Genomic DNA, 25,463 nt, shown 5'->3' on the forward strand with positions numbered 1-25,463 from the left:
ATAACCGCGCGTTGCTCGCGGCCCCAACGGCGCGACGATGTTGATGTCTAAGGCTTGCGACGCTGCGTCAAAGGCTTGCCGGCTGAGCCACCTGAATTTTTCGCAGCAGCCGTTGCCCCATCATCAGGTAGATCGGCTGAAGCGTGAGATGGGACGCTGCCACGGCCACGGCCACGCCCAGGGATCCCCAGGTCGTGCCGATCAGGATGGCCACCGTGAGGGCCACGGTGAAGGCCAGGTTCCAGAGCAGATCCACCTGGGGCAAGCCCACAGCTCGGAACAGCATCGAGGAAGCATTGGCGAAGGGGCGTGACAGGGCCGACAGGCAGATCAGCATCAGGATCGGCACGGCACCCTCCGACACCCACTTCTGACCAAAAACGATCGGTACATAGAGGGGGGCCAGGCTGCACTGCAACGCCACCACGGGCACGATCACCTTGGTGATGGTGAGCAGATTCTTGCTGAAGCGCCTTTTCAGTTCAGCGGGTTGGCTTCTGACGTCACAGAAGTCGGAGTAGATGGAGACGGACAGAGCGTTGATCACACTCAGGCTCAGGCCCAATCCTGCGTTGAAGGCGAAGAAGTACACCCCAAGCGCTTTGACACCGATGAACCGACCGATCAGCAGATAGTCCACATTCTCCCGGAAGGTGTTGAGCATCTCCACACCCAGGATGCGACTGCCGAATCCCAGCACGGACTTCCAGCGCTTGAGCGTTAATGTCATCACGGGCCGCCAGGGCTCGAAACGCAGCATCATGGCGACCCAGACTGGAGCCACCAACAGCTTGGGCAGCACAATCGCCCACATGCCCATGCCCATCAGTGCGAAGACCCCCGTCAACAGATTGTCTGTGACCACAGCTGCCAGGTTGGTCATGCTGTAAAACTTCAGCCGATTCTGCCTGCGTACCAACGCCGTTTGGACCATGGAGAGTGGGTAGATCAAATAGCTGAAACTCACCACGATGATCGGCAGAATCAGCGCGTTGTCTTTGTAAACGCTAGCAAAGATAAACGAACCAATGATCTGTACGAGAAAGAGGCTGAAGCCGATCATCCAGTTCAGGCTCCATGCCGTCTGGCAGATCTCCTGGACATCCTCCTCATCGGCCTGCACGATCTTGTCGCCGATGCCATTGCGTGTGAAGACCTTGATAAGCTCACCGGACGTCAACACGATGGCGGCTAGGCCATAGTCCCTGGGGCTCAGCAGCCTGGCCAGCAGAACCGTGGCCAGGAGCCGCGAGACGCGAATCCCCACTTCCCCTACGCCCATCCAGCCAATGTTGCGGATGAATCGATCCTTTGGGATGAACTGTTTCAGGCTGCTGAGCAGGCGTATCAAGGGATAACCCCACGCGGCCGAGCTTTCATTGGCCGGCCTCCTGCCTTTGGATTGCACATCATGGCATCAAAGCGGCTAACGGCTGGCAGAGTGGATGATTCACGATACGGTTTGAACTTCAGGCTGGAGGGGGCTTTTCTTCTCCTGCAGGGCCATTCCCATGATAAGCATTCCAGGCCAGAAGAGGTAAACCAGAATCTCGAGATTTTCGCCAAATGTATACATGAATAGTAGAATGATGATCCCCAGCCCGGCTGAGCCAAGTTGATAGCGGGAGCTGGCAGCGCGGCGCAATAGATCAAGCGCTGTAACCAACATGGGAACAGCCAGGGCGACAAAGCCAACAATACCCTTCACAAAAAGAACTCCGGCCCAGGTGTGATGGGAGCCAATGGCCATGTACTCAACCAGATGGGGTCCGCCCTCTACAACACCATGCCCCCAAATCGGAGCCTCAGTCTCCCAGCGATGGAAGGCTATTCTCTTTAATGCAAAGCGAACACGCGTAGAGCCAGCCCGTGCACCTTTAAATCCTTCCCAGTAATCGTTTATGGCAGTCAGAATAGAAGTGGCAAAGATTCCGCCAAGATAAGATAGAAAGCCAAGAGAAATCAGCATAGACGGTTTGCGGAGCCTGGAAACCACCGCCGTAACGGTTGGGATCAAGATGATGGCAAGCTGGGCAAGACGCGACTTGCAGACGAAGCACATAACGATTGAGCCAGTAATGCCAAGAATCTTCCATCTGCGATCCTTTTCCAGAAGACAAATCATGAAGTTGATGTTACCCACAAAGCCAAGGGCCGGCCCCCATGGAGAGAAGAGTCGCCAGCGAAGGTCACCGGTAGTACCGTCAATCTCGTAAAGTGGAACATCAAAGAATTCATTCCCTGGACCACCGACGGCCCTCAATGGCGAGACATAGAGCACTTCTGGCAGGCCCAGATGCGGGGTTAGCAGCAGAAGCGGCATGATCAGGAGCGTATGAAAGCCCACGATGCAAATGGCACGTGTCGGGATGCTGCTCCGAATCGGCAGCGCTCCTGCTAGGGGATAGAGCGCGAGTGCGGCCCAGCCTTTGGCCCAACCAATCGAGGACTTGATGATCGCTCCAGTCCCGAGGTTGAAGTTCACATGACCTGCAATCAAGGCAACTTCCATGATGATCATGCCGATGATCCAAACCCAGATCACAGGTGATATGGAGATTTCTTCATTGTCCTCTGGGTGATCCATTCGGGCCAGGATCTTGATCAGTAGGCACCCCAGGAGCAGCCAGCACAGAACAGACCCCACAACATAAAGGCCCCCGAATAACCAGATAGGGTAAGTGCACACAATCGACCACCAGACCAAACGCTCTGGCCAATTTCTCGGCTGAAGATCATCCTCAGACTGGAATACCCTTGAAAGAAGCGTTTTAAGTCCCAATGAAGTCCCCTTGCTAAGTCGAAATCCAATTGGCGACCCGTTTGATCCAGGGCTTGCGGATCCATAGGATCCAAAGACCTACAGTCGTCAGGATGGAACCAAAGGCTGAGCCAGCAAGCACCAACGTTCGCTTTGGTGACGTAGCTTTTTCTGGCAGAGTCGGCTCTACAGCAATCTGAATCAGCGGGAAAGCTGCAAAGATGTTCGCCTGACCAAGATCCAGTTTGGCCAACGTGGATGCAAAGACTGCTTCTGCGATCTGTTCATTCCGCTTAAGGTTCTCCAAAGAAGACTGCCTCTGGGACATCAACCTGAGTCGCCCCTCCAAGGAGCTGATCTGTTGGTCAAGCTTGCGAACCTGTGATGCTGCACCAGAAGCATCTGACTGGTAGTTCACCAGGTTCTGGAATAGAGAATCACGGCCTGAACTGGCACCAGTCAATGCAAGTCTTGAGAGCGTCTGGGCGGAGGCAGGGCGACCAAGCAACACAGTGGCACGTTGATTCATCGCTTGCCTTGCAGCTTCTTGCCGCTTGATCTCTTTGAGAATCCGAGGATTATTGCGGCCGAACTTAGAAAGTTGTACCTTGAGTATAGCAGTGGCTTCGCTGTAGTCCTTTATATTCTGCTGGAAGATTTGATCAACCTGCAACTTGAATGCATCGGCGGCCTCTGATGGAGACAGGCCCAGGCTAAGGCTCAACTCCTGCAGCCGGCTCTCAGCCTGGGATTGCTGGGCAGCAAGTTCGGCCCTTTGCTTGCGTAGTTGTTCAATATTAGCTGACAGGATTTCAACTTGTTCTATAGAGGTGAGGCCAGATGTGCGCTTGTATGCAGAGACTTGTTGCTGCGCAGTCTCAAGCTTCTGTTGCGTTTCCAGCAGAATCTTCTGTGCTGGACCTTGCCGTTGCTCGATCTCGCTGACACGCAGCTCATTGAGACGCTCTACCATGGCGTCATGCAACGCATAGGCACGTTTGCGTGCATCTACAGGAGACGGACCGGTGGCATCAATTTGCATCAGCGTTGTATTGTCAATGTTCTTAATGCGAGGCTTCGCGAAATCCGCCTTAGGAATATTGGCAATCTTTGCAGCCCGCGCGATGACCTGCTCGCTAACGAAGATGTATTCATAGTTGGCACGAGGATCAAATGTGGCCAATCCAAGGGATTCGTTTGATGCTGTGGCTTGACCAATCTCAGGCAGGCTTAAATTCACAGCGTTAGCGCTTCCAGGTAGGATTAGAGCCCAAGAACTGGTATAGACTGGCTTGGCAAGCACAAGATACAGAATGCTGGAACCCCATATCAGACCATTGGTGCATGTACATACGAATAGATAACGACTCCAGCGAAGCTTGTCAGTTCGACTCAGTCCGTGCCACCAGCCCTTTGGATTGGGAATCTTCAATCCAGGAATATTCTTTCTCTGCTCAGCAAAGAGCCGCGCTGCCTTGCTCAAAGGTTCTTGCACGGCCAGCACATGAGGCCTGAGTCGACGAAAGATATGAGGTGAGTCTTTCACTATGCTCTAGGGAATACTGCGATCATAGATCAAAACGGCTGGATTCAGAAACTGAGTCAAAATGCCAAGGACAGCCTGGAAGTTGGTCATCTTGGAGTCGTAACAAGCAACACCATCGTCTGCCATGAGATAGGGGTTATTGGTGCTGTCTGTAGACGCGCGAAGAAGATCTTCTACCCCTCTTTCGTAGACAGCCGTCTTGCCCGAGATCCTTTCAGTTCTCACCAGGATGGCTCGGCGTCGCGCATTGGTGACCATCGTTCCACCCGCACAGTTGGCCGAGACAACCGCATGGGAGAGACGAGATCCATAGGGAAAATTCCTGGCCTGAGTGCCAATGCCAGCAACGGAGTTTCCAGCGGCTGGAACGGTCAGATTTGAGATGTTAATCTCAACTTCAGTGGGCGTAATCTGAGAAGGGCGAACGATTAGTGGATTAACGGTACCAGTGTCCGGAACAATGACTTGATCACCGGCAATGAGTGGGATGTCGTTAAAAGGTTCTCCCGTGAAAGCACCGGACATGTCAATCACTTGCCTTTTTGAACCTCGTTTCACCTGTATAGCGGCGACATCGGCCGTGGGAGTAATGCCTCCAGCACGACGGAGTGCCGTTGTGAGCATACGATTGAGCGGGGCTTGCCCAGAAAGTTGAACAGGAGTCTGGGTCTGCTCTACATCACTCAACTCGTTGATCAATAACCGTCCAGGCTGAAAAGCAGATCCAATCACAAAGACCGGGACAGGTGCCCACTGGACGACGCTCAGGCTGACCCTGAGGAAAGATGGCTGAAAAAAACCTTGTTGTACAAGGGCTTGAAAGACACGCTTCTGTAACTGTTCCGGCTCAAGACCCACGGCCAAGATTCCCTTGGTAAACGGAAGTTCAAGCTCTCCGCTCAAATTAACTTCAAAGATTCCGCTGAATTCATCCCCTTCCGGAATTGTCACCTTGACACGATCCCCTGGCGAGATCGGTAAGGCTAGAGACGTTCCTGCATTGCCAAGAATGCAAGCCACTCCAAGAAGCCATAAGAGGATTTTCGACATGTGTGTCGATTGGGGAGGGTTTCATTGATTTACAAACCCAAACAACCATAGCGTATCCATAGTCGGAGAGCTACGGGCTTCATCTCTGCGCAAGAATGAGGAGTGAGCGCACAAAAACCTGATGATTTCAATCCCCTGGAGGCACGGCCGTCAAAAAGTCTGCCCGTGTGGCCGCTGGCGGGGCTGTCAGTATTGGGTTTTTCGGCAAATCTCACCGTTCGCGATGTCCGAGACCCATCCCTGCCCCAGTCGATCAGTGGGCGCACGCTGATCTAATCAGTTCACTCAAGCACATCCCGAAAGGTCGCTAGCGCCGTGGGGTGCATTATCCGCAGTGGTTCCCGCTGACGGTGACGAGGCTGGGTTCCTGAGTGGCTGCCACTGCTCCCGTGATCTGGAGGGTCTCGCCTCGTTGCACCGAGAGCCCCTGAACCAAGCGCTGGGCCTGGAGTTCAAGCCCTGGTCGTCCGACGCCACCTTCGTCTAGCTGTTCATTTGCGTCCACCTGCAGGAGTTCTGCGAGGTTCTACACGTCTGGACGATCAGCCAGATCCCAGGCGGAGACGACGCCCTGGAGCAGTGGCTGTGCGACGGAATGTCACTGCGGGGCTCTGCTGTCAAGCCCGAGGATGGCCAGCATCGGTTCGTTGCCGAGGTCAGCGTCTACGCCTGGGCCCTTGGCACGCCCCTGCCCTGGCCCAGAAAGCCCTGTCCAGGCGGCACCGGCATGACATCACCTGAAAGCTGCGGGACAGGGAATCCCCGGATCTCATCCAGACCAACCGGCTAGGTAGCCCCTGCTGCATGGCGGCGATCACCGGAAACCAGCTCCATGAGGATGGCCACCGCTACCGGGGCAATGGAGCCGGGCCGATGGCAACGTTCAGGACGACGGTTTTCACCCTGTGGCGCCTGGCTGGATTTCAGCCGTTCCGGGTCGGACGGCATGCAAGCGGTGATGCACGACATCACGGCGCCAACCACGCCAGAACCAGTGCTGAAACGTTGCACCTGCCCTGGTCCCCCTCCGAGGGTCCTTCTGGCGGAAAGAAGCGTGGATCGCTTCCAGATCCAGTTCAGCCGCCAGGTCCAGTTGGAAGAACACCAAGTGGTTTTCCCTAGCCAATCCACCGGTGAGGGCGGCCGTTAACGGGCCTTCACGGAGTTCCAGGGGCTGAAGATCTCGGTCTTGTCCCCATTGTTCCAGCCTGATCCCTTTCTGTCACAGGCCTCTGGTCGCGTTACACTCCAGGGACATCCTTACCACTCTCTGACGAGCGGGCGAACTCTTCGTCGTTCTGATGTCTGCTTTGAGAGCTTGCTGTTACGCCGGACGGGTCACCCCTTGGGGCAACTGCTTGGTCAAAGACAGAGGCTATATTCTTTTAAAAAGCTTTTTATCGTAACATATCTTTCCCTGGGAAAGACAACCCCTAGGGAACAAGCTTTGGGATTCCCAGGAGTCGTGTCAGATTTTGCGGCCAATTGGCCATCAAGACGGGTCTGAACCAAAATGCTGAGCTAAATTCAATCAGCAAGGTCCCTAGAGGCACAATGGTTAATATTGTGATTGTGGCAACGGCTAATTATCTTTGGGGGGCAGCGGTCACCGTTCGCTCCGCCTTGGAAGCCTGTAGTACAACCCTTAATGCTTATGTCATTAGCGTCGATTTATCTCTAGCAGATAAGCAGCAACTCTCCAATTCCTGGCAAACCTCCAATCTCGGCAATATTACGTTTATTGATTTTGATCTTGATAAGGTTAACAAGTTTAGAAGCACGTTACTCGTCAAGAGCAAGTCTCCATATGCCCGTTTTTTTATACCCGAATATTTGGCTGACGTATCTCGCTGCATTTACTTGGATACAGATTTAATTGTTTGTTCTGACCTGAACAGCTTACAAACCCTTGATCTGCAAGGAAAATCCAGTGCTTGTGTCATTGATGGTGGCATTTCGACCCCAGAGCAACAGCAACGCCTCCGTGTCAAACTAAAACTACAAAACCCCCTTCAGTATTTTAACTCAGGGGTGATGGTGATTGATCTGGACGCTTGGCGACGTCGTCAGATCCAGTCTAAAGCTCTTGACATTGCACTTGATAACTATGATTTGCTTGATCAAATGGATCAGGATGCTCTGAATATAGTCTTAGCAGACGACTGGGTGATCCTCGATCCAAAATGGAATACTTCTAAAGGCAAGGCCGATGCTAACTTCTCAGACGGTATTATCCATTTTTTGGGTAAAGTCAAACCCTGGCATGCAGATTATGCCGCCAATTTTCAAGATCGATGGTTTGCACTACTTGATCGCACCGCATTTGCCGGTGAACGCCCTGTTCGGCTGCTCGGAATAGCCGCCGCCTATCAAAAATTTGCCCGTTCTATCCCAACCTTGGAGATGGTGAAGGGAAAACTCCGCCGACTCATGCGGTCTGCGTGACTTTGTCTCATATTTACTGTCTGTTGACCATTTCGGGTCTTCAGTCTTGAGGAGCAAACTCTCTCTCGACTGGGGACTTTTAAAAAGGCTGAGAACCACTCCCAGGCCAACGATCTGATGAAGCTCTTGCTTACCTGTGTTTGATCCTCAGGATGCGGTTGGCTGATTGCTCAGGAGTGGCACTACAAGGAGATAACATGAATCCAGCAGCCTTACGACGTTCATCACTAGTAAAGCCAATGCAATGGCTGATTCTTGCGTAGCAGGCGATGGCAACGTCAGTGCTCACGGATGCAGTGCTTTCTCGACTTGGTTGCTCTCAATGAGGGCTGTTCGTGGTGCCTTTCGTAGCTGCTGTGGCTGGATCTGCACGGATTGGAACCTGTGTCGGGCTGATACGATGACAACCAATGTCAAGTTCCTGCTTTACGCTGGAACCGGGCGCAACGTGTTGAACGTTCAAGCGCCATATCCATAACACTTTCTTTCTTATTTACCTTCCGTGCGCATTGGCCTGATCAACGCCTACAGCACCCTTAATCTGGGTGATGCAGCCATCTACAGTGCTTTTCGCAAACTGTTACCAGACGTAGAGCTGGTGGGCTGTGTTCAGGATGAAAGTCCGGATCTCACGCTCGGGGTCAATTTCCTGCCCGACAGGCCTCGAAACTGTGACGCTTACGTCAGTGTGGGTGGGGACATTTTCAATAACTCGCGCGAATGGTTCGTCACCAAAGCGTTTCTCAAGAATCTGGCCGAACTGCGCCACAGTCCCAAGCGCACGATTCTTTTCGGCCAGTCGATTCCAAGATCCTGCCACGGCCTCAGCTTCCTGCTACTGCAGCGCTATTTCAAGCGCCTTGCGGCTGTCTGCGTGCGGGATGCCGAAAGCCACAAGCGACTCTGCGCCGCTGGCGTGAAGTCTCGGTTGTCGTACGACATAGCGTTCGTCCTTGAGGGTTCGCCCCTGGCGGCGGCCATGGCGCGTCAATGCCTTGAGAGGTTGGCCATTGATCCCAGCAAGGCGGCTGTGCTGTCGGTCCGTGGCTTTGACAGCATGTATGGCCACGACAATGAGGCCTTTGTGGCCAGGATCGCCCAACTCTGCGTCGAACTCATCGCGGCCGGACTCAGGCCCATCGTGTTGATCCAGTCGGGTGCCTATGGCTCTGACAATGATCTCGAGGTGGCTGCCGCCATCCAGGAACGGGTTCCTGGCACCGCCATTCTCAACCCGTTCGTGGACGACCACATGGTGCCGAGTTGGCAGCTCGCCATGGCCCTGTTCGCCTTGGTGGATCTCGTCATTGCCGTGCGCTTTCACACGGCTGTTCTGGCGCTGGCGGCCGGGCGAGTTCCTTACCACCTCCACTATTCCAATAAGGGACGGGACCTGTGCCGTCGGCTTGACCTCCCCGGCTGTGATCTTGCCAGCCTGGAGCCCGCGTCTGTGATGCCGGCCATCCTGGCCACCCGAGGACGCCTGTTCGATCACCAGCCAGTTCGCGCACAGGTTTGTCGCGACTTCCAGTGGTGCCTCGATCAACTGCCCGGCGAGGCTTGAGAGTAGTTTTCCTGACCATCTGGGCTAGATTCAATTGATTTGGCCGTTAGGGCATGTACGGGCTTGACAACCGGGCGATCCAGCGGATGGTCTGCACCCATCATGGTGAGGATGCCTGGCAACTGATCAAGGACAGGGCCGACCTTCAGGATCTTGATTTCTTCCTGTTATACCAGGTCTATTCCGATGCTATGACCCATCGTCTTGTGGCGGCGGCCACTGAAGAACTTGGCCTATCGGGTGATCAGAATCATGCAGGCTTTTAGTGAGTACTGGCTCACCTACACGGCAGCGGAAGGCTACGAACAGCTGCTTGAGAGCACGGGCGAAACGTTGCCCGAATTCCTCGATCAGCTCGATGATCTCCACGCCCGGGCTGCTGTCGCTTTCCCGGAGCTGCAACCGCCCTCCTTCCGCTGTGAGCACAGGGCTGATCAGTTCATTGCATTGGACTATCGCTCCAAGCGACAAGGCCTGTCTCTGATGGCGACGGGCCTTTTGCTCGGCCTGGATCCACGATTTCGACTCTCTTTGACGGTTGATCAGATCGCTTCTCGGGAGCACGGCGAAGCGCAGGACCTCCCCCACGTTTGCCTCTCTCTGCCGGCAGACGTTCCAGTTGGACATCCTGTTTCAGTTGCCGCGCGCGCATGAAGACGAAGACTCGCTGTTGATCATGGATTCCCTCCCCCAGCTGCCTGGGCCACTTCTCGATCCCCTCTTTCCTTTCCATCTCGTTCTCGATGGTGAGCTGAGGATCCAGTCAGCTGGCTCTGTGCTTCGCCGCATTCTTCCCGGTCCGGATCTGCTCGGACAGTCCCTCTGCGAACAATTCGAGCTGCTGCGTCCTGACGTCCCCTTGGACTATCAAGGGCTTTGTGATTCCGTTCATCGGCATGTGATCCTGAAGGCGCTTTCCACTCCCTTGCAGTTGGAGGGACAGGTCTGTCGCTTTGATGAAGCTAAGCGTCTGCTTTTTGTTGGCAATCCCTCTCTGCTGCATCTCGCAGATCTGAGCTTACTTGGATTGAAGATCGATGACTTTCCTTTACACGGTTCCCTTGTTGACTTTCTATTCCTCTTGCAATCGCGCAATGTGGCACTTGCGAAAAGTCAGAAGCTCAATGGCATTCTGATGATGCAGCGGGCAGAACTTGACGCCACCAACCAGCGCCTCTCCACGCTCAACGCTGAGCTTGAGGCGGCAAGGCAGGCCGCCGAAGATGCCACTATCGCCAAGGATACGTTCCTGGCCACAATGAGCCATGAGATCCGAACGCCCATGAATGCCATCCTCGGCATGGCAGGGCTGCTCCAGGACTCCCATCTCGACCCGGTGGATCGGGAGTATGTCGAGATCATCAACAGCAGTACCGACTCCCTGTTGACGATTATCAATGACATTCTTGACTTCTCTAAGATTGAATCCGGTGCCATGCAACTGGATGAGCAGCGTTTTGATCTCCGTATCTGTATTGAGGAGGCCCTTTTTCTGAGCGCTTCCCGCCTGCTGGATCAGGAGGTGGAATTGATCCTGGACATCGAGCCAGGCACCCCCTCGGCCGTGATCGGCGATCTCACCCGCCTGCGTCAGATCCTATGGAACCTTCTCAGCAACGCCGTCAAGTTCACCTCCCAGGGTGAGATCCTTGTCGCTGTTTCGGCGGAGCCCATCAACGTCGACACCGGCCTGCCGCCATCCTGCCGCTTCAGGTTCCAGGTCCAGGACACCGGCATCGGCGTCTCCAGCGAGCTGATTCCCCACCTGTTCCAACCGTTTCGGCAGGCCGATCCCTCCATGGCCCGGCGCTATGGGGGGACAGGGCTTGGTCTGGCGATCACCCGTCGCCTGTGTGAACTGATGGGCGGCACGATCACGCTGGCAAGCCAGGAGGGCCAGGGCAGCGTCTTCAGCTTCTCGGTGCAGCTACAACTTGATCCTGTCTGTCCTGCGCCCACCACCCCCAGCCCCTCCCTGCTGTTGCCTTCCCAGGCCCCAGCCGCGGTTCTCCTGCTGGTTGGCAATCCCACCCTTCGCCGTCTGCTGCAGCAGCAAGTGGGTCAGATGGGGCTCCGCGTGTTCGCCCCCGATCCTGACGGGGACTCCCTGCGCTCCGATCGTCCCCAGAGTCCAGAGTTCAAGCCTGGCGTCCTGGTGATCGATGGCCGTCTGCTCTGCCGGGAGGGGGATCAGGCTCCAACAACCCTTCTGCAGGACCCCTGGCTTCTCGCCTGTCCATGGATCGTTCTGGCGGACCATGGCAAGTTGCCTGAGCTGGTGTCCCCTTCCGCAACTCCACCAGTGGTGGTGCGCAAGCCTGTTCGATTGGAGCAGCTGCGCCTGGCCCTTCTGCAGCAGTTGAAGAGCCCATTGGAGAATCACCCATCGATGGACACCGGGCTCCCACCGGAGGCAGGTCTACCGGCTCAACCGGCCCCAGAAGCAGGCTCCTATCATCTCGCCGACCGGCTGCCGCTGCGCCTTCTTGTGGTGGATGACATCCCTGTAAACCGCAGGCTTGCCGTACAGATGCTGCAACGCTTCGGCTATCTTCCCGATACGGCGGCTTCCGGTCCCGAAGCGCTCAGCGCCGTGCAGGAGAACTCCTACGACGTTCTGTTCATGGACGTTCAGATGCCCGAGCTTGATGGCTACGGCACCACGCAGGCCATCCGTGGGCTCCCGCCTCCATTTGTGCAACCCTGGATCATCGCCATGACGGCCCATTGTCGTCCAGAGGATCGACAGGCCTGCCTTCGTGCTGGCATGGACGACTTTCTGAGTAAACCGATCCTCCCTGCGCAGCTGTCCTACTCCTTGGAGCACTACCAACCTCGCCCCCAGCCCGTCGCTCCAGTGGGGGGTGATGGGCCCGACCCGATCGATGCCGCTGCCTGGGAGGAGCTGGAGCAGGCCATGGGTGACGGGGCGGCGGCCGTTTTCCAGGAGTTGATCGACCTGTACCTCGATGACGCGATGCGCCTGGTGTCCGCGGTGGTGATGGCTCACCAACATCAGGATCCTGCCGCGATGATCTCCGCCGCCCATGCCCTGCGTTCCCCCAGTGCCAGCCTTGGCGCGTTGCGGCTGGCCACGTTGTGCGCTCAGGTCGAGGAGTCCCTGCGCTCGGATTCGCAGGCGTGGCCCCAGCTCAGAATTGATCAGTTGCTCGTTGAGGCTGGGCGGGTGACCGAAGCCCTGCGGCTCCGCCGCCCCATGGAAACCTGATCCCCCATGGACGAGAGTTCCGCCCCGATGACGATCCTTCTCGTCGATGACGACCGCATCCATTCCCGCATTCTTGAGGTTCGTCTGAGGTCGCAGGGGTATCAGATCCTGGTGGCGGATTCCGGTGAAAGCGCCCTCGCCCAGGCCCGTCTCCTCCCTCCCACCGTGATCCTCTGCGACTGGCTGATGGACGGCATGGATGGTCTTGATGTCTGCCGGGCCTTCAAGGCGGATCCTGCTCTCAAGGCGGCCTATTTCATCCTGCTCACCTCCCGTTCCCGGGTGGAGGACCGGGTCAACGGGCTGGACTGCGGAGCCGATGACTTCCTCAGCAAGCCGGTCGATCCAGAGGAGCTGCTGGCCCGCGTCCGCTCTGGCATCCGTCTGCACCAGGCGAACGAACGGCTCAAGGCCCTGGCAGAGGAGCTACGTCACCAGAAGCTCCGACTGGATGAGGAGCTGGAGGAGGCGGCCAGCTATGTGCGATCCCTGCTGCCACAGCCCATCAGAGGCGCCGTCCGGGTGGATTCCCGCTTCGAACCCACCCATGAACTGGGAGGCGATTCCTTCGACTTCTTCTGGCTCGATGACGATCACGTCGTCATCTACCTCGCCGATGCCTCAGGCCATGGACTGGCGGCGGCGTTCCCCTCGATCTCCGTCCACAACCAGTTGCGTTCCCGTTCGTTGCCCGTCGACCTGCGTGATCCGGCCGCCGTGTTGCAGACCCTGAATTCCGGCTTCCAGATGGAACGTCACCAGGGCCGGTACCTGACGATGTGGTACGGGGTGTACCAACCCTCCAGCCGGACACTGCGCTTTGCCAGTGCGGGCCATCCCCCTGCCCTGCTCTGGAGCCGCTCTGGCGCCTTTTCCTGCCGCTGGCTCACGGGCCAGGGCATGGCGGTGGGTCTGTTCGAAGACTCGACCTATGGCACCGAGAGCCTTGAGGTTGGTGAGGGGGGCTGTCTTCTCGTCTACAGCGATGGCCTCTACGAGGTGCCCAGGCCCGGTGGAGTGATGGGGACGCTGGCCGAATTTATGGAACTGGTAGAGCAATGCCGAGGTCTGCTCGCTGATGACAATGGCCTGGATCGGTTGCTGTCCCAGATCCACGACGTCACGGACAATGCGCCATTCACGGATGACTATTCGGTGATCCGTGCTTTGCTGCGCTGAGGTCTGTTGGTTCTTCTCTGGGATTCAGGCGTCCGATTGATCAGCTGACAGGAAGGCGACACAAGCTTCGCTGCTCGGAAAAATGGTGAAAACCCTTTCGGTGCCGGTGAGTTCAAGAACGATCCGCACCTGGCTGTTGAGCCCACAGAGAAACAATTGCTTTCCCTGTTCCCTGACCCGCTTGAGTACCGAGATCAGGGCGCCGAAGCCGCTGCTGTCCATGAAATCAATCCCCTGGCAATCGATCAGGATGTCCCTGGACTGTTCTGCCAGAACCGAGCCGATGGATTGCCGCAAGTCAGCCCCACTCTGGGCATCAAGCAAGCCCGCGGGCTTCAGGATGTAAAGATCATCCACAAAGTGAACCTCAAATTCTAATGATCCTACCATTCACCAATGGGTGGGGCTCTGCCATCAGCCGTCACCTCATGTCTGGCAGCGCTTGCCAGTTGATCCCTGAATGGCAGCACGACAGTGCTTCAACCCCTGGAATTGGGACGCTGAGCCCTGCCCTGGGTGGAGCTCCTAGGTGTTGGCCCGGAAACACGTCCCGGTTCCGTGGTGGAGGCAGGAACGACCAAATGGACTTCGGCGCTAAGGTTTGTGACTAACCTGGCAAAATCAGCCTCGAGGTTCATGGTCACGATCGAAGAGCTCCGTAACAAATCCCTGCCCTTCGTGGCCGCTGACGAGGAAGGCCTGATCGTCGAAATCAACGACCTGTTTGTGTCGATCTACGGATGGTCATTGGATGATCTCAAGGGCCAGTCGCTTTCCATGATTCTGCCAGCCGCGTATCAAGACGCTCATCACCTTGGCTTCTCACGCTTTCAGATGTTTGGTGAATCACAGATTCTCAACCATCCCCTGGAGCTGATGACCATCTGCAAAGACAGTCGAGCTATCAACTCCGAGCATTTCATTGTGGCCGAGCGCCGTGGGGAGAGCTGGGTGTTTGCGGCCACCTTGCGCCCGCTGACGTGAGGCTGGAATGCCGGATCTGAATCTTCTCAGTCAGCTGCGCACCACCCTGGGGAGGCTTGAGGCGGCCTTGGGAGTTGTTGATGAGGCCCTCGTCTTCACCGATCTCAACGGAATCGTGGAGTGGACGAATGCGTCGTTTGATCGCTTTGTGGGCCTTACCCGCTTGCAGTGCCTTGCCAAATCCCTAAGTCAGATTGTTCCCAGACCTCAGATCTGCGAACTGTCTGATCCCCAAGCCGGCCTACCGTTCTGGGCTTCAGGTTCAGAAGGAACCATCACCTGGGCGTTGCTGACTGAGCCTCCCCGTCGTGTCATCGAGGTGTCATGGGCCACCGTCAATCTCCCCAATAAGCCATCTCTGGTGTTCACGTTCAGGGATCGGAGCGCGATCGTCCAGGCCCAGGACAAATTGATCGATGCCCGGGATCAGCTGGAGGACCAGGTGGCCCAGAGAACCCGCGAGTTGCAGCAGGCCCGTGATGTGGCGCTGGCAGCCAGCCAGTCCAAGACCCGGTTTCTGGCCAACATGAGCCATGAAATCCGAACCCCGCTGAACGCTGTGATCGGCTTGACCGACTTGCTGCTTGCCGGCTCCATGGAGGGGCAGCAACGGGAGATGCTCGAAACGATTCATGACAGTGGCGAGTATCTGTTGAGCCTGATCAATGACATTCTGGATATCTCGCAAATTGAAACCGGGCGCCTTGAACTTAATCCCAGGGGCTTTGAGATCCACTCGTTGCTCCAGGACCTTGCCAATCAATTCCAGCACCAGGCTTCTGCCAGAGGCCTCAGCCTGAAGCTCTACGTCCCAGCGGAAACTCCGAACTGGCTGATCGGCGATGATCTCAAGCTGCGTCAGATTCTTGTCAACCTCTTGGGCAATGCTTGCAAGTACACCAATCAGGGGGAGATTCGCCTCAGCGTTGAGGAATCTCGCAAAGAAGGCAACGAACTGACCCTGTTGTTCCGAGTTTCGGACACGGGCATTGGCATTGCCGCTGAGATCCTGCCACTCATCTTTGAAGAATTCATGGGCCATTCCAACCCAGCCCAGACCCATCAAAGTGCCGGCCTCGGCCTCGCCATCTGCTCAAGACTGGCCCATCTGATGGGGGGTGAGATCTCGGTCGACTCGCGCCTTGGCATTGGCAGTTCTTTTTCCGTAACTCTCCCCTTTGCGTTGGCGATGCCAGCGCATCAAGAGGCCACTGCCACTGGCATCAGTGAGCGCTTTGATTCGGTCATAAGAATCCTGGTTGCTGATGACAATCGCGTCAATCAACGGGTGCTGGAACTGATGCTGGCCAGACTGAATCTCACGGCAGAATCGGTGGGAGACGGTCATGCGGCCGTTCAGTCCGTCAAGGATGGAGGCGTTGATCTTGTGATGATGGATATTGCGATGCCAGATCTGGATGGTGTCGCAGCCACGCGCCAGTTGCGCGCTGAGGGATACTCAGATGTCTACATCATCGCCTTGACAGCCTATTCCTTTGACTCCCATCGACAGGAGTGCCAGGAGGCGGGGATGAACGACTTTCTCTCCAAGCCCCTTCGTCTCGCCGACCTCTGTTCGGCCTTAGATCGCTATCGTGAATGGCGCGACCTCAGGCGGGTATCCCCAGCGACCTGACCCTTCGGCCGCCGCTGTTTCAACCCTGCACCCGCCCCATTGATGGTTCGCTGGGCTCACCCCGGCTGAGCCATTCCCGACAGCCTGGCCTGGTTCAAAGCCCCCGCGGCCCGTTGGAACAGATCCTGGAACCCCGTGTCATCGGACCTGAGGCAGGCCAAACCCCAGCTGACGGGCAATGGATGGCGGACGCCCTCCACCACCCAGCCATGGAGGGCCAGCCCGGCACGGACACCCTCAGCCAGGACTGTACCCTCCTGCCCCTCCAGGCCCGGGCACAGCACGGCGAACTCGTTTTCGCTGACGCGTCCGTAGAAGACACTCTCCCCAAAGTCCGTTTGCAGTTGCCTGGACACCTCCTGAAGCACCCGATCGCCTTGTTGTTGGCCGAATCGCACGCAGAAGCCATGAAGGTCATCAAGACCGAAGAGCATCAGGGTCATCGGTTCACTGCTCTGACGTGCCCGCTGGAACTCCAGCTGACCAGCATCGAAGAAGGGGCGTCGGTTCTTGAGGCCCGTCAGTGGGCAGAGATAGCCATTCCGCCGGGATTCCATGTGCTGGATCACCATGCCGGCGAGGTCCTCCAGCAACTGTTGCTCATTGCCAGTCAGTTGCCTCGGCTGGGGGCTGATCACGCACAGGGTTCCCAGGTTGAAGCCAGAGCGGGTCTGCAGCGGCGCGCCGGCATAGAACCGAATGTGGGGATTTCCGGTGACCAGGGGATTGTCCTTGAAGCGCTCATCCTCGCTGGCGTCATTGACGACCATGACCTCATCGGAGCAGATGGCGTGGGCACAGAAAGCCACGTCCCGGGGTGTTTCACTCGCCTCCAGACCCACCCGGGAGAGAAACCACTGCCGCTCGCGATCGACCAGGGAGATCAGGGCGGTGGGCACGCCCAGCATCTGGCTGGCCAGACGGGTGATGCGGTTGAAATCCTCATCGGACTCCTTGTCGAGAATGTGCTGCTCTTCGAGGGCCGCCTGGCGCTCAGCTTCGTTGTCCGGTATCGGATAGGCGGACATCGCTCGGCGCAGGTTCGGTGGATGGGTCTTGGTCGTCGTGCGTCGGCCATTCTTCCCAGATAATTCAGTATGTCTTGCCTTGTCGCGGAGCCGGGGCCGCTCAGGGCAGCCAGGGCGCTTCTGAAAAGTCCGGATCCCGTTTCTCCAGGAAGGCATTGCGGCCTTCCTGGCCTTCGCTGGTCCGGTAGAAGAGGTGGGTGGCCTGGCCCGCCAGTTCCTGGATCCCCGCCAGGCCATCGGTTTCAGCGTTGAAGGCGGCCTTGAGGCAGCGGATCGCCGTGGGGCTGTGCTGCAGCACTTCCCGGGCCCAGGCCACCCCCTGGCGCTCGAGATCCTCCAGGGGCACCACGGCGTTCACCAGCCCCATGGCCAGGGCCTGATCCGCGTCGTAACGACGGCACAGGAACCAGATCTCCCGGGCCTTGCGCTGCCCCACCACCCGGGCAAGGTAGCCGGCACCGAAGCCACCGTCGAAGCTGCCCACCCGGGGGCCCGTCTGGCCGAAGACGGCATTCTCGGCCGCCAGGCTCAGGTCGCAAAGCAGGTGCAGCACCTGGCCGCCGCCGATGGCGTAGCCGGCCACCAGGGCGATCACCACCTTGGGCAGGCTGCGGATGATCCGTTGCAGGTCAAGCACGTTCAGCCGCGGCAGCCCGGCGTCGTCGAGGTAGCCGCCGTCGCCGCGGACGCTCTGATCACCCCCGGCGCAGAAGGCCCAGACGCCGTCGGCGGCCGGCCCCTCGCCGGTGAACAGAACCACACCGATGGTGGGGTCGTCCCGGACCCGGTTGAAGGCATCGCAGAGCTCCTGCACCGTGAGGGGCCGGAAGGCGTTGCGCTTCTCGGGCCGGTTGAGGCTGATCCGGGCGATTCCATCACCGCTGGTCTCGAAGCGGATGTCGGTGTAGGTGCCGGCGCTGGTCCAGCGCGGCAGGGGCGGGGGAACGGGGGTCATGGGGAAGGGATCGGCCCGGTCGCCAGGGAGGCGGCCATCGCTGCGGCCATTGTGCGCAGCCGCTGCCGCAGGGCGGCATCACGGCGCCGGTCGGTGCTGATCATCAGCAGCGCCATCGGCTGCTGCCGTGCCCAGGCCAGGTCGCTCTCCAGAGCCTCCAGGTTCGCAACCCGCCGGCCAGGCACCCCATGCACCGCCGCCAGCGCCAGGGGATCCACCGCTTGGGGCATGGCGAACAGGCGCTCGAAATCCATCGCCGCCGCCGGCTCGGTGCGGATGGGCAGCTGCTCGAAGATGCCGCCGCCGCCGTTGTCGATCAGCACCACGGTGAGCCGCCCCCGCAGCTGGCTCCGCCACAGCCAGCCATTGGCGTCGTGGAGCAGGGCCAGATCGCCGCTCACCAGCACCAGCTCGCCCAGGGCCTCGGCCAGCCCGCAGGCGCTCGAGAGGGTGCCGTCGATCCCCGAAGCCCCCCGGAAGCCGTGCATCGCCCGCGTGGGGGCGCTCGGGTGGGCAAAGCTTTCCCAGTCACGTACCGGACTGCTGTTGGCCAGCAGCACCGGCAGCCCCGCTGGGAGCAGCCGGCTGAGCCGGCGGGCCAGGGCCGGCTCCCCCTCCTCGTCGGCCAGTTCCTGGTCCAGCAGCGCCTGCACAGCCGCCTCCGCCTGGCGCCAGCGGTCCGCCAGCGCCAGCGATTCCCCAGCGGCCTCGCCCGCCCCGGTGTCCTGCGGTTGCCCCGCCAGCCAGGCCGCCAGACCCTCGCCGCACTGGGCCCGCACCCGCCTGAGGGGATCGAGGGGGCGAGCATCCCCTTCACTCACCAGCACTTGGGGCCCGCCCTGGGCCGCCAGCCAGCGCTGCAGGCGACGGCTGGCCGGCAGGGGCCCCAGGCGCAACACCTGCAGGCCACCGATTGCGGCCGCGCTGGAGGAGCCCTCCGCCAGGATCAGGTCATAGGCGTTCACACTGCCGAGCCCCGGCAAGCCCCGCAGGCCCGAGAGGGCATCGGCTAGCAGTGGCCAGCCGCTGCGCCGCTGCCAGCGCCGCAGGGCTTCCACGTGGGCGGGCCAGGCGGCGGGGCTGCCGCGCCAGGGGCCGGCCACCACCACGCCGGGACGGTCCCGCTCCAGGGTCGCGGCGTCTCCGGTGGCGAAGCGGGGAGGTGCCGGCGGGCTGCCCAGCGGCGGCGTAACGCTGGCGTCCGGTGGCTGGCTGGTGAGCGCCGCGGCCAGCTGCGCCAGCTCCCCGCCGCCGGCATGCAGGGGTTCGGCGAAGGGCAGGTTGAGGTGGACCGCTCCGGCGCTGCGTCCGGCCCCATCCCCTTGGGCGGCGGCCAGGGCCGTGCTGGCAAGGGCCTCCAGAGACTCCGCTGCCATCGCCGCCAGCCCCTCGGGGTCCCCGCTGCCCAGCCAGCGGCAGCTGCAGGCCAGAAAGGCCTCCTGGTTGACGCTCTGGTTGGCGCCGCAGCCCTTGAGCTGGGCCGGCCGGTCGGCCGTGAGCAGCAGCAGGGGCAGGCCGCCGAAATCGGCCTCCACCGCGGCCGGCAGCAGGTTGGCCACCGCCGTGCCCGAGGTGGTGATCACCGCCGCCGGCTGGCCGCTGCCCCGGCCCAGGCCGAGGGCGAAGAAGGCGGCGCTGCGCTCATCGATGGCGGTGTGCAAGCGCAGGCCGCCCGGCTCCAGCAGGGCGGCGGCCACCGCCAGGGGCGCTGAGCGACTGCCCGGGCAGAGCACCGCATGGGCCAGCCCGCCTCGGCGCAGGGCACGCAACAGCGTCAGGGCGGCCTCCACATTGGCCAGTGATGACGGGGGCCCGGCCACCGGGGAACTCCACTGTTCAGGATGGGGGAATCATCCTGATCGACGGCTTCGCCATGGACAGCGACTCCACCATCGCCAGGCCCGCCTCAGCCCCCCCGCGCAGCCCCAGCGGGCTGCTGCAGCAACTGGCCCGCCTGCTGCTTTGGGTGCTGCTGGCCCTGCTGCTGCGCTGGGCGGTGGTGGAGCCCCGCTGGATCCCCTCGGGCTCGATGCTGCCCACCCTCCAGCTCCAGGACCGGATCCTGGTGGAGAAAGTCACCCCCCGTTTCGGCTCGCGTGTGCGCACGGGCAGCATTGTGGTGTTCCATCCGCCGGCCCGGCTGCAGGAGGCTGGCTACGACGCCCGCTCGGCCCTGATCAAGCGGGTGGTGGCAGTGGCCGGCGACCAGGTGGAAGTGAGGGACGGCCAGCTCTGGCGCAATGGCACCCCCGCAGAGCCGGACTGGGCCCGTGAACCGATGGACTACGCCCTGGAGCCCTTCGTGGTGCCCGCCGGCGCGGTGCTGGTGCTGGGGGACAACCGCAATGCCAGCCTGGATTCCCACCTCTGGGGACCCCTGCCGGAGGCGGATCTGATCGGCACCGCCATCTGGCGCTACTGGCCCCTGGCCCGGTTCGGTCCGGTTGGGTTCTCCTCTCCCCACGCAGGGGAAGCCTCCTGAAAGACTGCGTTAGGGTGCGTGTCGTGTTGCAGCGCACACCGGACGGCAAATGTTCAACCCGGAGTTCCTGACCGCCGACAACGAGGCGATCAGCGACAATTCGCTGATCCAGTACCTGCAGGAACAGTCCCCGGACGTGCTGCAGAGGGTGGCTCGCTCGGCCACCGGCGACATTCAGGACATCATCCGCCACAACGTCCAGGGCTTGCTGGGCATGCTCCCAGGCGAGCAGTTCGAAGTGAAGATCCAGGCCAGCCGTGAGAACCTCGCCGGCCTGCTGGCCTCGGCGATGATGACTGGCTACTTCCTGCGCCAGATGGAGCAGCGCATGGAACTGGAATCGGCCATGCTCGGCAGCGGTGGTTTCGAGGCCGGCCTCGACGACGATCCCGGCGAGCTGGAGCTCTAGGGCTGAGGCTTGTGGCCTTGAAGGGCCTCCCCTGGCACCAGCCCCAGGCGCACCAGCGTTTTGTCGATCCCGGCCAGGGTTTGCCAGGACCCTTGATCAGGCGCCCATTCCCCCGTCTCGATCCGATCCGCCAGGGCGGTGAGTTCCGACGCTGAGCTGGGCACGGGGGCCTCGTGGTGGGCCGGCACCACCCAGCGCAGATCCTTCAGGCCCGCCAGGAGCCGGATCCAGGCCACCAGGGCGGCCCTCTGGCGGGGGAACACCAGACGCTCCAGCACCGCCGCCACCTGCAGGCTGCTGCGGCCGCCCGGCGTCAGGGCCTTGAAATCCTCCTGCCAGCCGGGCAGCCAGCGGAACGGGTAGAAGCCGAAGTGGGCCCTGGCGCCCCGGCACCCCGGTGCCAGGCAGTGGCGCAGCACCTCGCCCAGGGGCGGCACCTCCAGGGGCCGGGGGCGCAGGTAGGTGGCGAACAGCACCATCCGCCACCAGCCCTTGCGGCGCCGCTCGGGATCGTCGAGCAGCGGTTCATCGCCCCGTTCGCGGCCATGGAACAGCAGCGGGGTGGGATCCAGGTTGAACACCTCCGGCGGTTCCGGCGGGATCGCCACCAGGGCATCGGTGAGCAGCAGGCTGCCGCTGCCCCGATCGAAGCAGGCGATCTCCAGGAAGGTGCCCAGCCCCAGCTCCAGGGGACCCAGAGGCAACCAGTCGAGCTGATCGCCATGGGGCACGCCATCGCTGAGCAGCACCTTGGTGCGGGAGGCGGGGAACCCCAGCCAGGCGGGCGGCAACGGCAGCGGGAAACTCCATTGCTCTGGCGTCACCCACACCTGGGCCCCGGGGAAGGCCCGGGCCATGGCCGGCACCGGCAACTTGTGCTCCAGCCCGGAAGCGGTGGGCAGCACGATGGTGCACACCCGGCCGTGGCGCTCCTCCAGGTCCCACAGGCGGGCCCGCACCTCGGCGGTGGGCGCCACCGGGGCATAGAGCAGCAGTCCCTCCCGCACCCGCAGCACCAGCATCCGGATCGGCACCGCCACGTACCAGACCCCCTGAACCTGCTCGAAGCTCCACAGCCTGCCGGCGATCAGCTCCCGCACCAGGGTGCGGCGGCGGCCATAGGGGTAGAGGGGCAGCAACGGCCACCAGGGCCAGCGTTGGTCGGCGGGGGAGGGCGTTGCAGCGATGCTGACGGAGTCGCTCACTAGGACGGGAATCGGGAAGCCCGCGGTGAACGGCGCCGCTGGGCCAACAGACCATGGCGAGGCGCCAGCAGGAAGCAGAGCAGGAACAGCAGCGTCTGCACCAGCACGATGCAGCCGGCGGTGGAGGCATCCATCCAGTAGCTCCAGTAGATCCCGGCCACGCTGGAGATCACCGCCGACAGGATCGAGAGCCAGACCATGCGGTCAAAGCGATCGGTGAGCAGGTAGGCGGTGGCCCCCGGGGTGACCAGCATCGCCACGACCAGGATGATGCCCACGGTCTGGAGGCCGGCTACCGCCGCCAGCGACAGCATCGACAGCAGCAGGTAGTGCAGCACGCCGGTGTGGAGACCGATCGAGCGGGCGTGGGTGGGATCGAAGCAGAACAGAAGCAGGTCCTTGCGCAGAACCACCAGAACGGTCAGCACCAGCAGGCTGATCAGCACGGTCTGGAGGATGTCGGAGGAGCTGATGCCCAGCACGTTGCCGAACAGGATGTGCGACAGGTCGATGCTGCTGCGCACCTTGGAGATCAGCGTCAGGCCGAGGGCGAAGAAGCCGGTGAACACCAGCCCGATCACGGTGTCCTCCTTGATCCGGGTCATCTGCTTGATGTAGCCGATCAGGGCCACCGAGCCGACGCCGAAGACGAAGGCCCCCACCGCGAAGGGCAGATTCAGGGCATAGGCGATCACCACGCCGGGCATCACCGCATGCGACACGGCATCGCCCATCAGGGCCCAGCCCTTGAGCGTCATGTAGCAGGAGAGCAGCCCGCAGACACAGGAGACCAGGGTGCTGACCAGCAGGGCCCGCACCATGAACTCCTGCTGCAGCGGTTCGACCAACCAGGTGAGCAGGGTGGTCATGGCGCCTGCGGATCGGGGTCCGTGGCTGCTGCGGGTGTGGCCTCGAGCCGCAGGCCACCGAAGGTCAGGGCCAGGTTCTCGCTGGTGAACACCGACGCGGTCTCGCCGTAGGCCAGCACGGTCTTGTTGATCAGCACCACCTGGTCGCAGAAGCTGGTGACGTGGGAGAGGTCATGGGTGGAAATCATCAAGGTGCGCCCCTCACGACGGAACTGCTCGAACAGTTCGATCATCAGCTTCTCGGTGCGGATGTCGACGCCGTTGAAGGGCTCATCGAGCAGCATCACCGAGGCGCCCTGGGCCAGGGCCCGCGCCAGGAAGGCCCGCTTGCGCTGGCCTCCGGAGAGGGCACCGATCTGGCGGTGGCGTAACGGCCAGAGATCCACCCGATCCAGGGCCTCCTTCACCGCCTCCCGATCGACCGGCCGCGGGATCCGCAGCAGATTCATGGCGCCGTAGCGGCCCATCATCACCACCTCATGGACGTTGACCGGAAAGTTCCAGTCGACGCTTTCGGTCTGGGGGACGTAGGCCACCGCCCGGGCCCGGCGGGCCTCTTTCAGGGGCAGCCCGTTGATGGCGATGCTGCCGGCCGACGGGCGCACGAAGCCCATCAGCGCTTTGAACAGGGTGGATTTGCCGGCTCCGTTCATCCCCACCAGGGCGCAGATGCTGCCGGCATCGAGATGCAGGGAGGCGTCGTGGACGGCCACCACCCCGTGGTAATCGACACAGAGATGGAGGACCGAGATGCGCTCGTTTCCGTCGAGTAGAGGCTGGCCGGAGGGCATGGGTTCAGCTCCCCGCCAGACCCGCTCGCAGGGTCTCCACGTTATGACGCTGCAGCTCCAGCAGGTTGGGGGCCGGGCCGTCCGGAAGGGAGAGGGAGTCCACATGGAACACCCCCCCGAAGCGGGCCCCGGACTGCCTGGCCACCTGTTTCTGGGGCTCGGCGCTGACCGTGCTCTCGCAGAACACCGCTGGCACCTGGCGCTCCTTCACCAGGGCAATCAGCCGGGCCATGCGCTGGGGAGTGACTTGGGATTCGGCGTTCACCGGCCAGAGGTAGGCCTCAGTGAGTCCGTAGTCGCGGGCCAGATAGGAGAAGGCTCCCTCACAGGTGGCGAGCACCCGCTTGGGAGGGGGGATCCGGGCCAGGGAGGTCTTCAGCTCCCTGTCGAGGGCGTCCAGCTGGGCGCTGTAGCGCTCGGCGTTACGGCGGAAGGTGGCATCGCCGGCGGGGTCGAGCTGGGTGAGGGCACGGCGGATGTTCTCCACATAGACCTTCGCCAGCCGCGGGGACATCCAGGCGTGGGGGTTGGGCTGGCCCTGGTAGGCGTCGCCGGCGATCGGCAGGGGGATGATCCCCTCGGTGAGCGTCACGTGGGGGACATCCCGGAGGCTGGCGTAGAAGCGCTCGGCCCAGCGCTCCAGCCCGAAGCCGTTCTCCAGCACCATCTGGGCGCCCGTGGCCCGCTTCAGGTCGCTGGGGGTGGGCTCATAGCCGTGGATCTCGGCGCCGAGCTTGGTGATCGATTCCACCCGCACCCGCTCGCCAGCCACCTGGCGGGCCATGTCCGCCAGGATCGTGAAGGTGGTGAGCACCAGGGGCCGCCCGTCCTGCGTCCCGCCCGTGTCACGGCTCCCACAGCCTCCGGCCAGAAGCGGCACGACAAGGGCGGCGCCCAGCAGAGCCCGCGTCAGATGTGTTCGGAGGCCGCGAAGGCCCTGGCCATCTGTGCGGAGCTCGGGCATGCCGCTGGGGGGAGTAAGAAAGCTTGGAATGAACAGTTTGGCGGTCCTTCGCCCTGGTCGGTGACCGGGCCAGCCCACAGAAAAGCCCCCTCCTCAGAGGGGGCCGGGGGATGGATCACCAGGCCAGTGGGGCCTGGCCAATCGCTGGATCAGCCGATCGCCGGGGCGCGCAGGGCGACGGGAATCGACCCGGTGGTGGCCAGATCGAGCGGGAAGTTGTGCGCGTTGCGCTCGTGCATCACTTCCATGCCCAGACCGGCACGGTTGAGCACGTCGGCCCAGGTGTTGATCACCCGGCCCTGGCCATCCAGGATCGACTGGTTGAAGTTGAAGCCGTTCAGGTTGAAGGCCATCGTGCTCACGCCC

Annotated in this window: 22 protein-coding genes and 1 pseudogene; 10 read left to right on the forward strand and 13 right to left on the reverse strand. The window is 60.9% G+C overall.

The window, feature by feature from the left end; all coding sequences use genetic code 11:
* Positions 1-67 precede the first annotated feature (67 nt).
* The 4 genes from KQ305_RS09535 to KQ305_RS09550 all read right to left on the reverse strand — a co-directional run bounded on the left by KQ305_RS09535 (position 68) and on the right by KQ305_RS09550 (position 5,357).
* Complete coding sequence (locus tag KQ305_RS09535) at positions 68-1,408, reverse strand: lipopolysaccharide biosynthesis protein (RefSeq protein WP_399231188.1); 1,341 nt, start codon at positions 1,406-1,408, stop codon at positions 68-70.
* Positions 1,409-1,450: 42 nt separating this feature from the next.
* Positions 1,451-2,587, reverse strand: coding sequence for an O-antigen ligase domain-containing protein (locus KQ305_RS09540; RefSeq protein WP_259725178.1), 1,137 nt, complete (start codon positions 2,585-2,587; stop codon positions 1,451-1,453).
* Positions 2,588-2,795: 208 nt separating this feature from the next.
* Complete coding sequence (locus tag KQ305_RS09545) at positions 2,796-4,265, reverse strand: hypothetical protein (protein ID WP_259725179.1); 1,470 nt, start codon at positions 4,263-4,265, stop codon at positions 2,796-2,798.
* A 48-nt stretch (positions 4,266-4,313) separates the two neighbouring features.
* On the reverse strand, positions 4,314-5,357 hold the full coding sequence (locus tag KQ305_RS09550) for a polysaccharide biosynthesis/export family protein (RefSeq protein ID WP_259725180.1): 1,044 nt from the start codon (positions 5,355-5,357) through the stop codon (positions 4,314-4,316).
* Positions 5,358-6,842: 1,485 nt separating this feature from the next.
* Between KQ305_RS09550 and KQ305_RS09555 the strand changes: the two genes are divergently transcribed.
* The 6 genes from KQ305_RS09555 to KQ305_RS09580 all read left to right on the forward strand — a co-directional run bounded on the left by KQ305_RS09555 (position 6,843) and on the right by KQ305_RS09580 (position 13,774).
* Positions 6,843-7,802, forward strand: a complete 960-nt coding sequence (locus KQ305_RS09555) for a glycosyltransferase family 8 protein (protein ID WP_259725181.1) — start codon at positions 6,843-6,845, stop codon at positions 7,800-7,802.
* Positions 7,803-8,304: 502 nt separating this feature from the next.
* Positions 8,305-9,366, forward strand: coding sequence for a polysaccharide pyruvyl transferase family protein (locus KQ305_RS09560; RefSeq protein ID WP_259725182.1), 1,062 nt, complete (start codon positions 8,305-8,307; stop codon positions 9,364-9,366).
* A 53-nt stretch (positions 9,367-9,419) separates the two neighbouring features.
* Positions 9,420-9,632, forward strand: coding sequence for a heme NO-binding domain-containing protein (locus KQ305_RS09565; protein ID WP_259725183.1), 213 nt, complete (start codon positions 9,420-9,422; stop codon positions 9,630-9,632).
* Positions 9,595-10,020: a heme NO-binding domain-containing protein gene (locus KQ305_RS09570; protein ID WP_259725184.1), complete on the forward strand. Its 426-nt coding sequence runs from the start codon at positions 9,595-9,597 to the stop codon at positions 10,018-10,020. Before KQ305_RS09565 ends, KQ305_RS09570 begins: the two co-directional genes overlap by 38 nt.
* Positions 10,021-10,042: 22 nt before the next feature.
* Positions 10,043-12,595, forward strand: a complete 2,553-nt coding sequence (locus KQ305_RS09575) for an ATP-binding protein (RefSeq protein WP_259725185.1) — start codon at positions 10,043-10,045, stop codon at positions 12,593-12,595.
* Positions 12,596-12,622: 27 nt separating this feature from the next.
* The gene (locus KQ305_RS09580) at positions 12,623-13,774 is read left to right on the forward strand and encodes a PP2C family protein-serine/threonine phosphatase (protein ID WP_259725186.1); all 1,152 of its coding nucleotides are present in this window, start codon (positions 12,623-12,625) and stop codon (positions 13,772-13,774) included.
* A gap of 24 nt (positions 13,775-13,798) precedes the next feature.
* Here KQ305_RS09580 and KQ305_RS09585 read toward each other — a convergent pair whose 3' ends face one another.
* Entirely contained in the window at positions 13,799-14,164 is a 366-nt protein-coding gene (locus tag KQ305_RS09585) for an STAS domain-containing protein (RefSeq protein WP_259725187.1), read from the reverse strand.
* A 246-nt stretch (positions 14,165-14,410) separates the two neighbouring features.
* Here KQ305_RS09585 and KQ305_RS09590 point away from each other — a divergent pair, with 246 nt between their 5' ends.
* Both KQ305_RS09590 and KQ305_RS09595 read left to right on the forward strand, forming a co-directional pair.
* Positions 14,411-14,758, forward strand: a complete 348-nt coding sequence (locus tag KQ305_RS09590) for a PAS domain S-box protein (protein WP_259725188.1) — start codon at positions 14,411-14,413, stop codon at positions 14,756-14,758.
* Positions 14,759-14,765: 7 nt separating this feature from the next.
* Positions 14,766-16,394, forward strand: coding sequence for an ATP-binding protein (locus tag KQ305_RS09595; protein WP_259725189.1), 1,629 nt, complete (start codon positions 14,766-14,768; stop codon positions 16,392-16,394).
* A 56-nt stretch (positions 16,395-16,450) separates the two neighbouring features.
* Here the strand turns inward: KQ305_RS09595 and KQ305_RS09600 are convergent, their stop codons facing one another.
* The 3 genes from KQ305_RS09600 to menD form a co-directional block, all read right to left on the reverse strand.
* Complete coding sequence (locus KQ305_RS09600) at positions 16,451-17,422, reverse strand: sensor domain-containing diguanylate cyclase (protein WP_259725190.1); 972 nt, start codon at positions 17,420-17,422, stop codon at positions 16,451-16,453.
* Between the two features lie 100 nt (positions 17,423-17,522).
* Entirely contained in the window at positions 17,523-18,377 is an 855-nt protein-coding gene (gene menB, locus KQ305_RS09605; protein WP_259725191.1) for a 1,4-dihydroxy-2-naphthoyl-CoA synthase, read from the reverse strand.
* Positions 18,374-20,197: a 2-succinyl-5-enolpyruvyl-6-hydroxy-3-cyclohexene-1-carboxylic-acid synthase gene (gene menD, locus KQ305_RS09610; RefSeq protein WP_259725192.1), complete on the reverse strand. Its 1,824-nt coding sequence runs from the start codon at positions 20,195-20,197 to the stop codon at positions 18,374-18,376. The genes menB and menD overlap by 4 nt, the downstream gene beginning before the upstream one ends.
* Between menD and lepB the strand changes: the two genes are divergently transcribed.
* Together lepB and KQ305_RS09620 are read left to right on the forward strand one after the other, a co-directional pair.
* A complete protein-coding gene (lepB, locus tag KQ305_RS09615; protein ID WP_259725193.1) occupies positions 20,179-20,859 on the forward strand; it encodes a signal peptidase I in 681 nt (226 codons plus the stop codon). The genes menD and lepB overlap by 19 nt on opposite strands.
* Before the next feature lie 49 nt (positions 20,860-20,908).
* Positions 20,909-21,268 carry a DUF760 domain-containing protein gene (locus KQ305_RS09620; protein ID WP_259725194.1) on the forward strand — a complete coding sequence of 120 codons (360 nt, stop codon included), beginning with the start codon at positions 20,909-20,911 and terminating at the stop codon, positions 21,266-21,268.
* Here KQ305_RS09620 and KQ305_RS09625 read toward each other — a convergent pair.
* The 5 genes and pseudogenes from KQ305_RS09625 to KQ305_RS09645 all read right to left on the reverse strand — a co-directional run.
* A complete protein-coding gene (locus KQ305_RS09625; protein ID WP_259725195.1) occupies positions 21,265-22,473 on the reverse strand; it encodes a DUF4336 domain-containing protein in 1,209 nt (402 codons plus the stop codon). The genes KQ305_RS09620 and KQ305_RS09625 overlap by 4 nt on opposite strands.
* Positions 22,473-23,342, reverse strand: coding sequence for a metal ABC transporter permease (locus tag KQ305_RS09630; protein WP_259725196.1), 870 nt, complete (start codon positions 23,340-23,342; stop codon positions 22,473-22,475). The genes KQ305_RS09625 and KQ305_RS09630 overlap by 1 nt, the downstream gene beginning before the upstream one ends.
* Positions 23,339-24,133, reverse strand: coding sequence for a metal ABC transporter ATP-binding protein (locus KQ305_RS09635; RefSeq protein WP_259725197.1), 795 nt, complete (start codon positions 24,131-24,133; stop codon positions 23,339-23,341). Before KQ305_RS09635 ends, KQ305_RS09630 begins: the two co-directional genes overlap by 4 nt.
* A gap of 4 nt (positions 24,134-24,137) precedes the next feature.
* Positions 24,138-25,097 (reverse strand): metal ABC transporter substrate-binding protein, encoded by a 960-nt coding sequence (locus tag KQ305_RS09640; protein WP_259725198.1) that lies wholly within the window; start codon positions 25,095-25,097, stop codon positions 24,138-24,140.
* 149 nt (positions 25,098-25,246) lie between these two features.
* A pseudogene (locus KQ305_RS09645) lies at positions 25,247-25,463 on the reverse strand (photosystem II q(b) protein); the annotation flags it as partial.

The organism is Synechococcus sp. CS-1332 (genome assembly GCF_025127995.1).
Taxonomy (GTDB): domain Bacteria; phylum Cyanobacteriota; class Cyanobacteriia; order PCC-6307; family Cyanobiaceae; genus Cyanobium.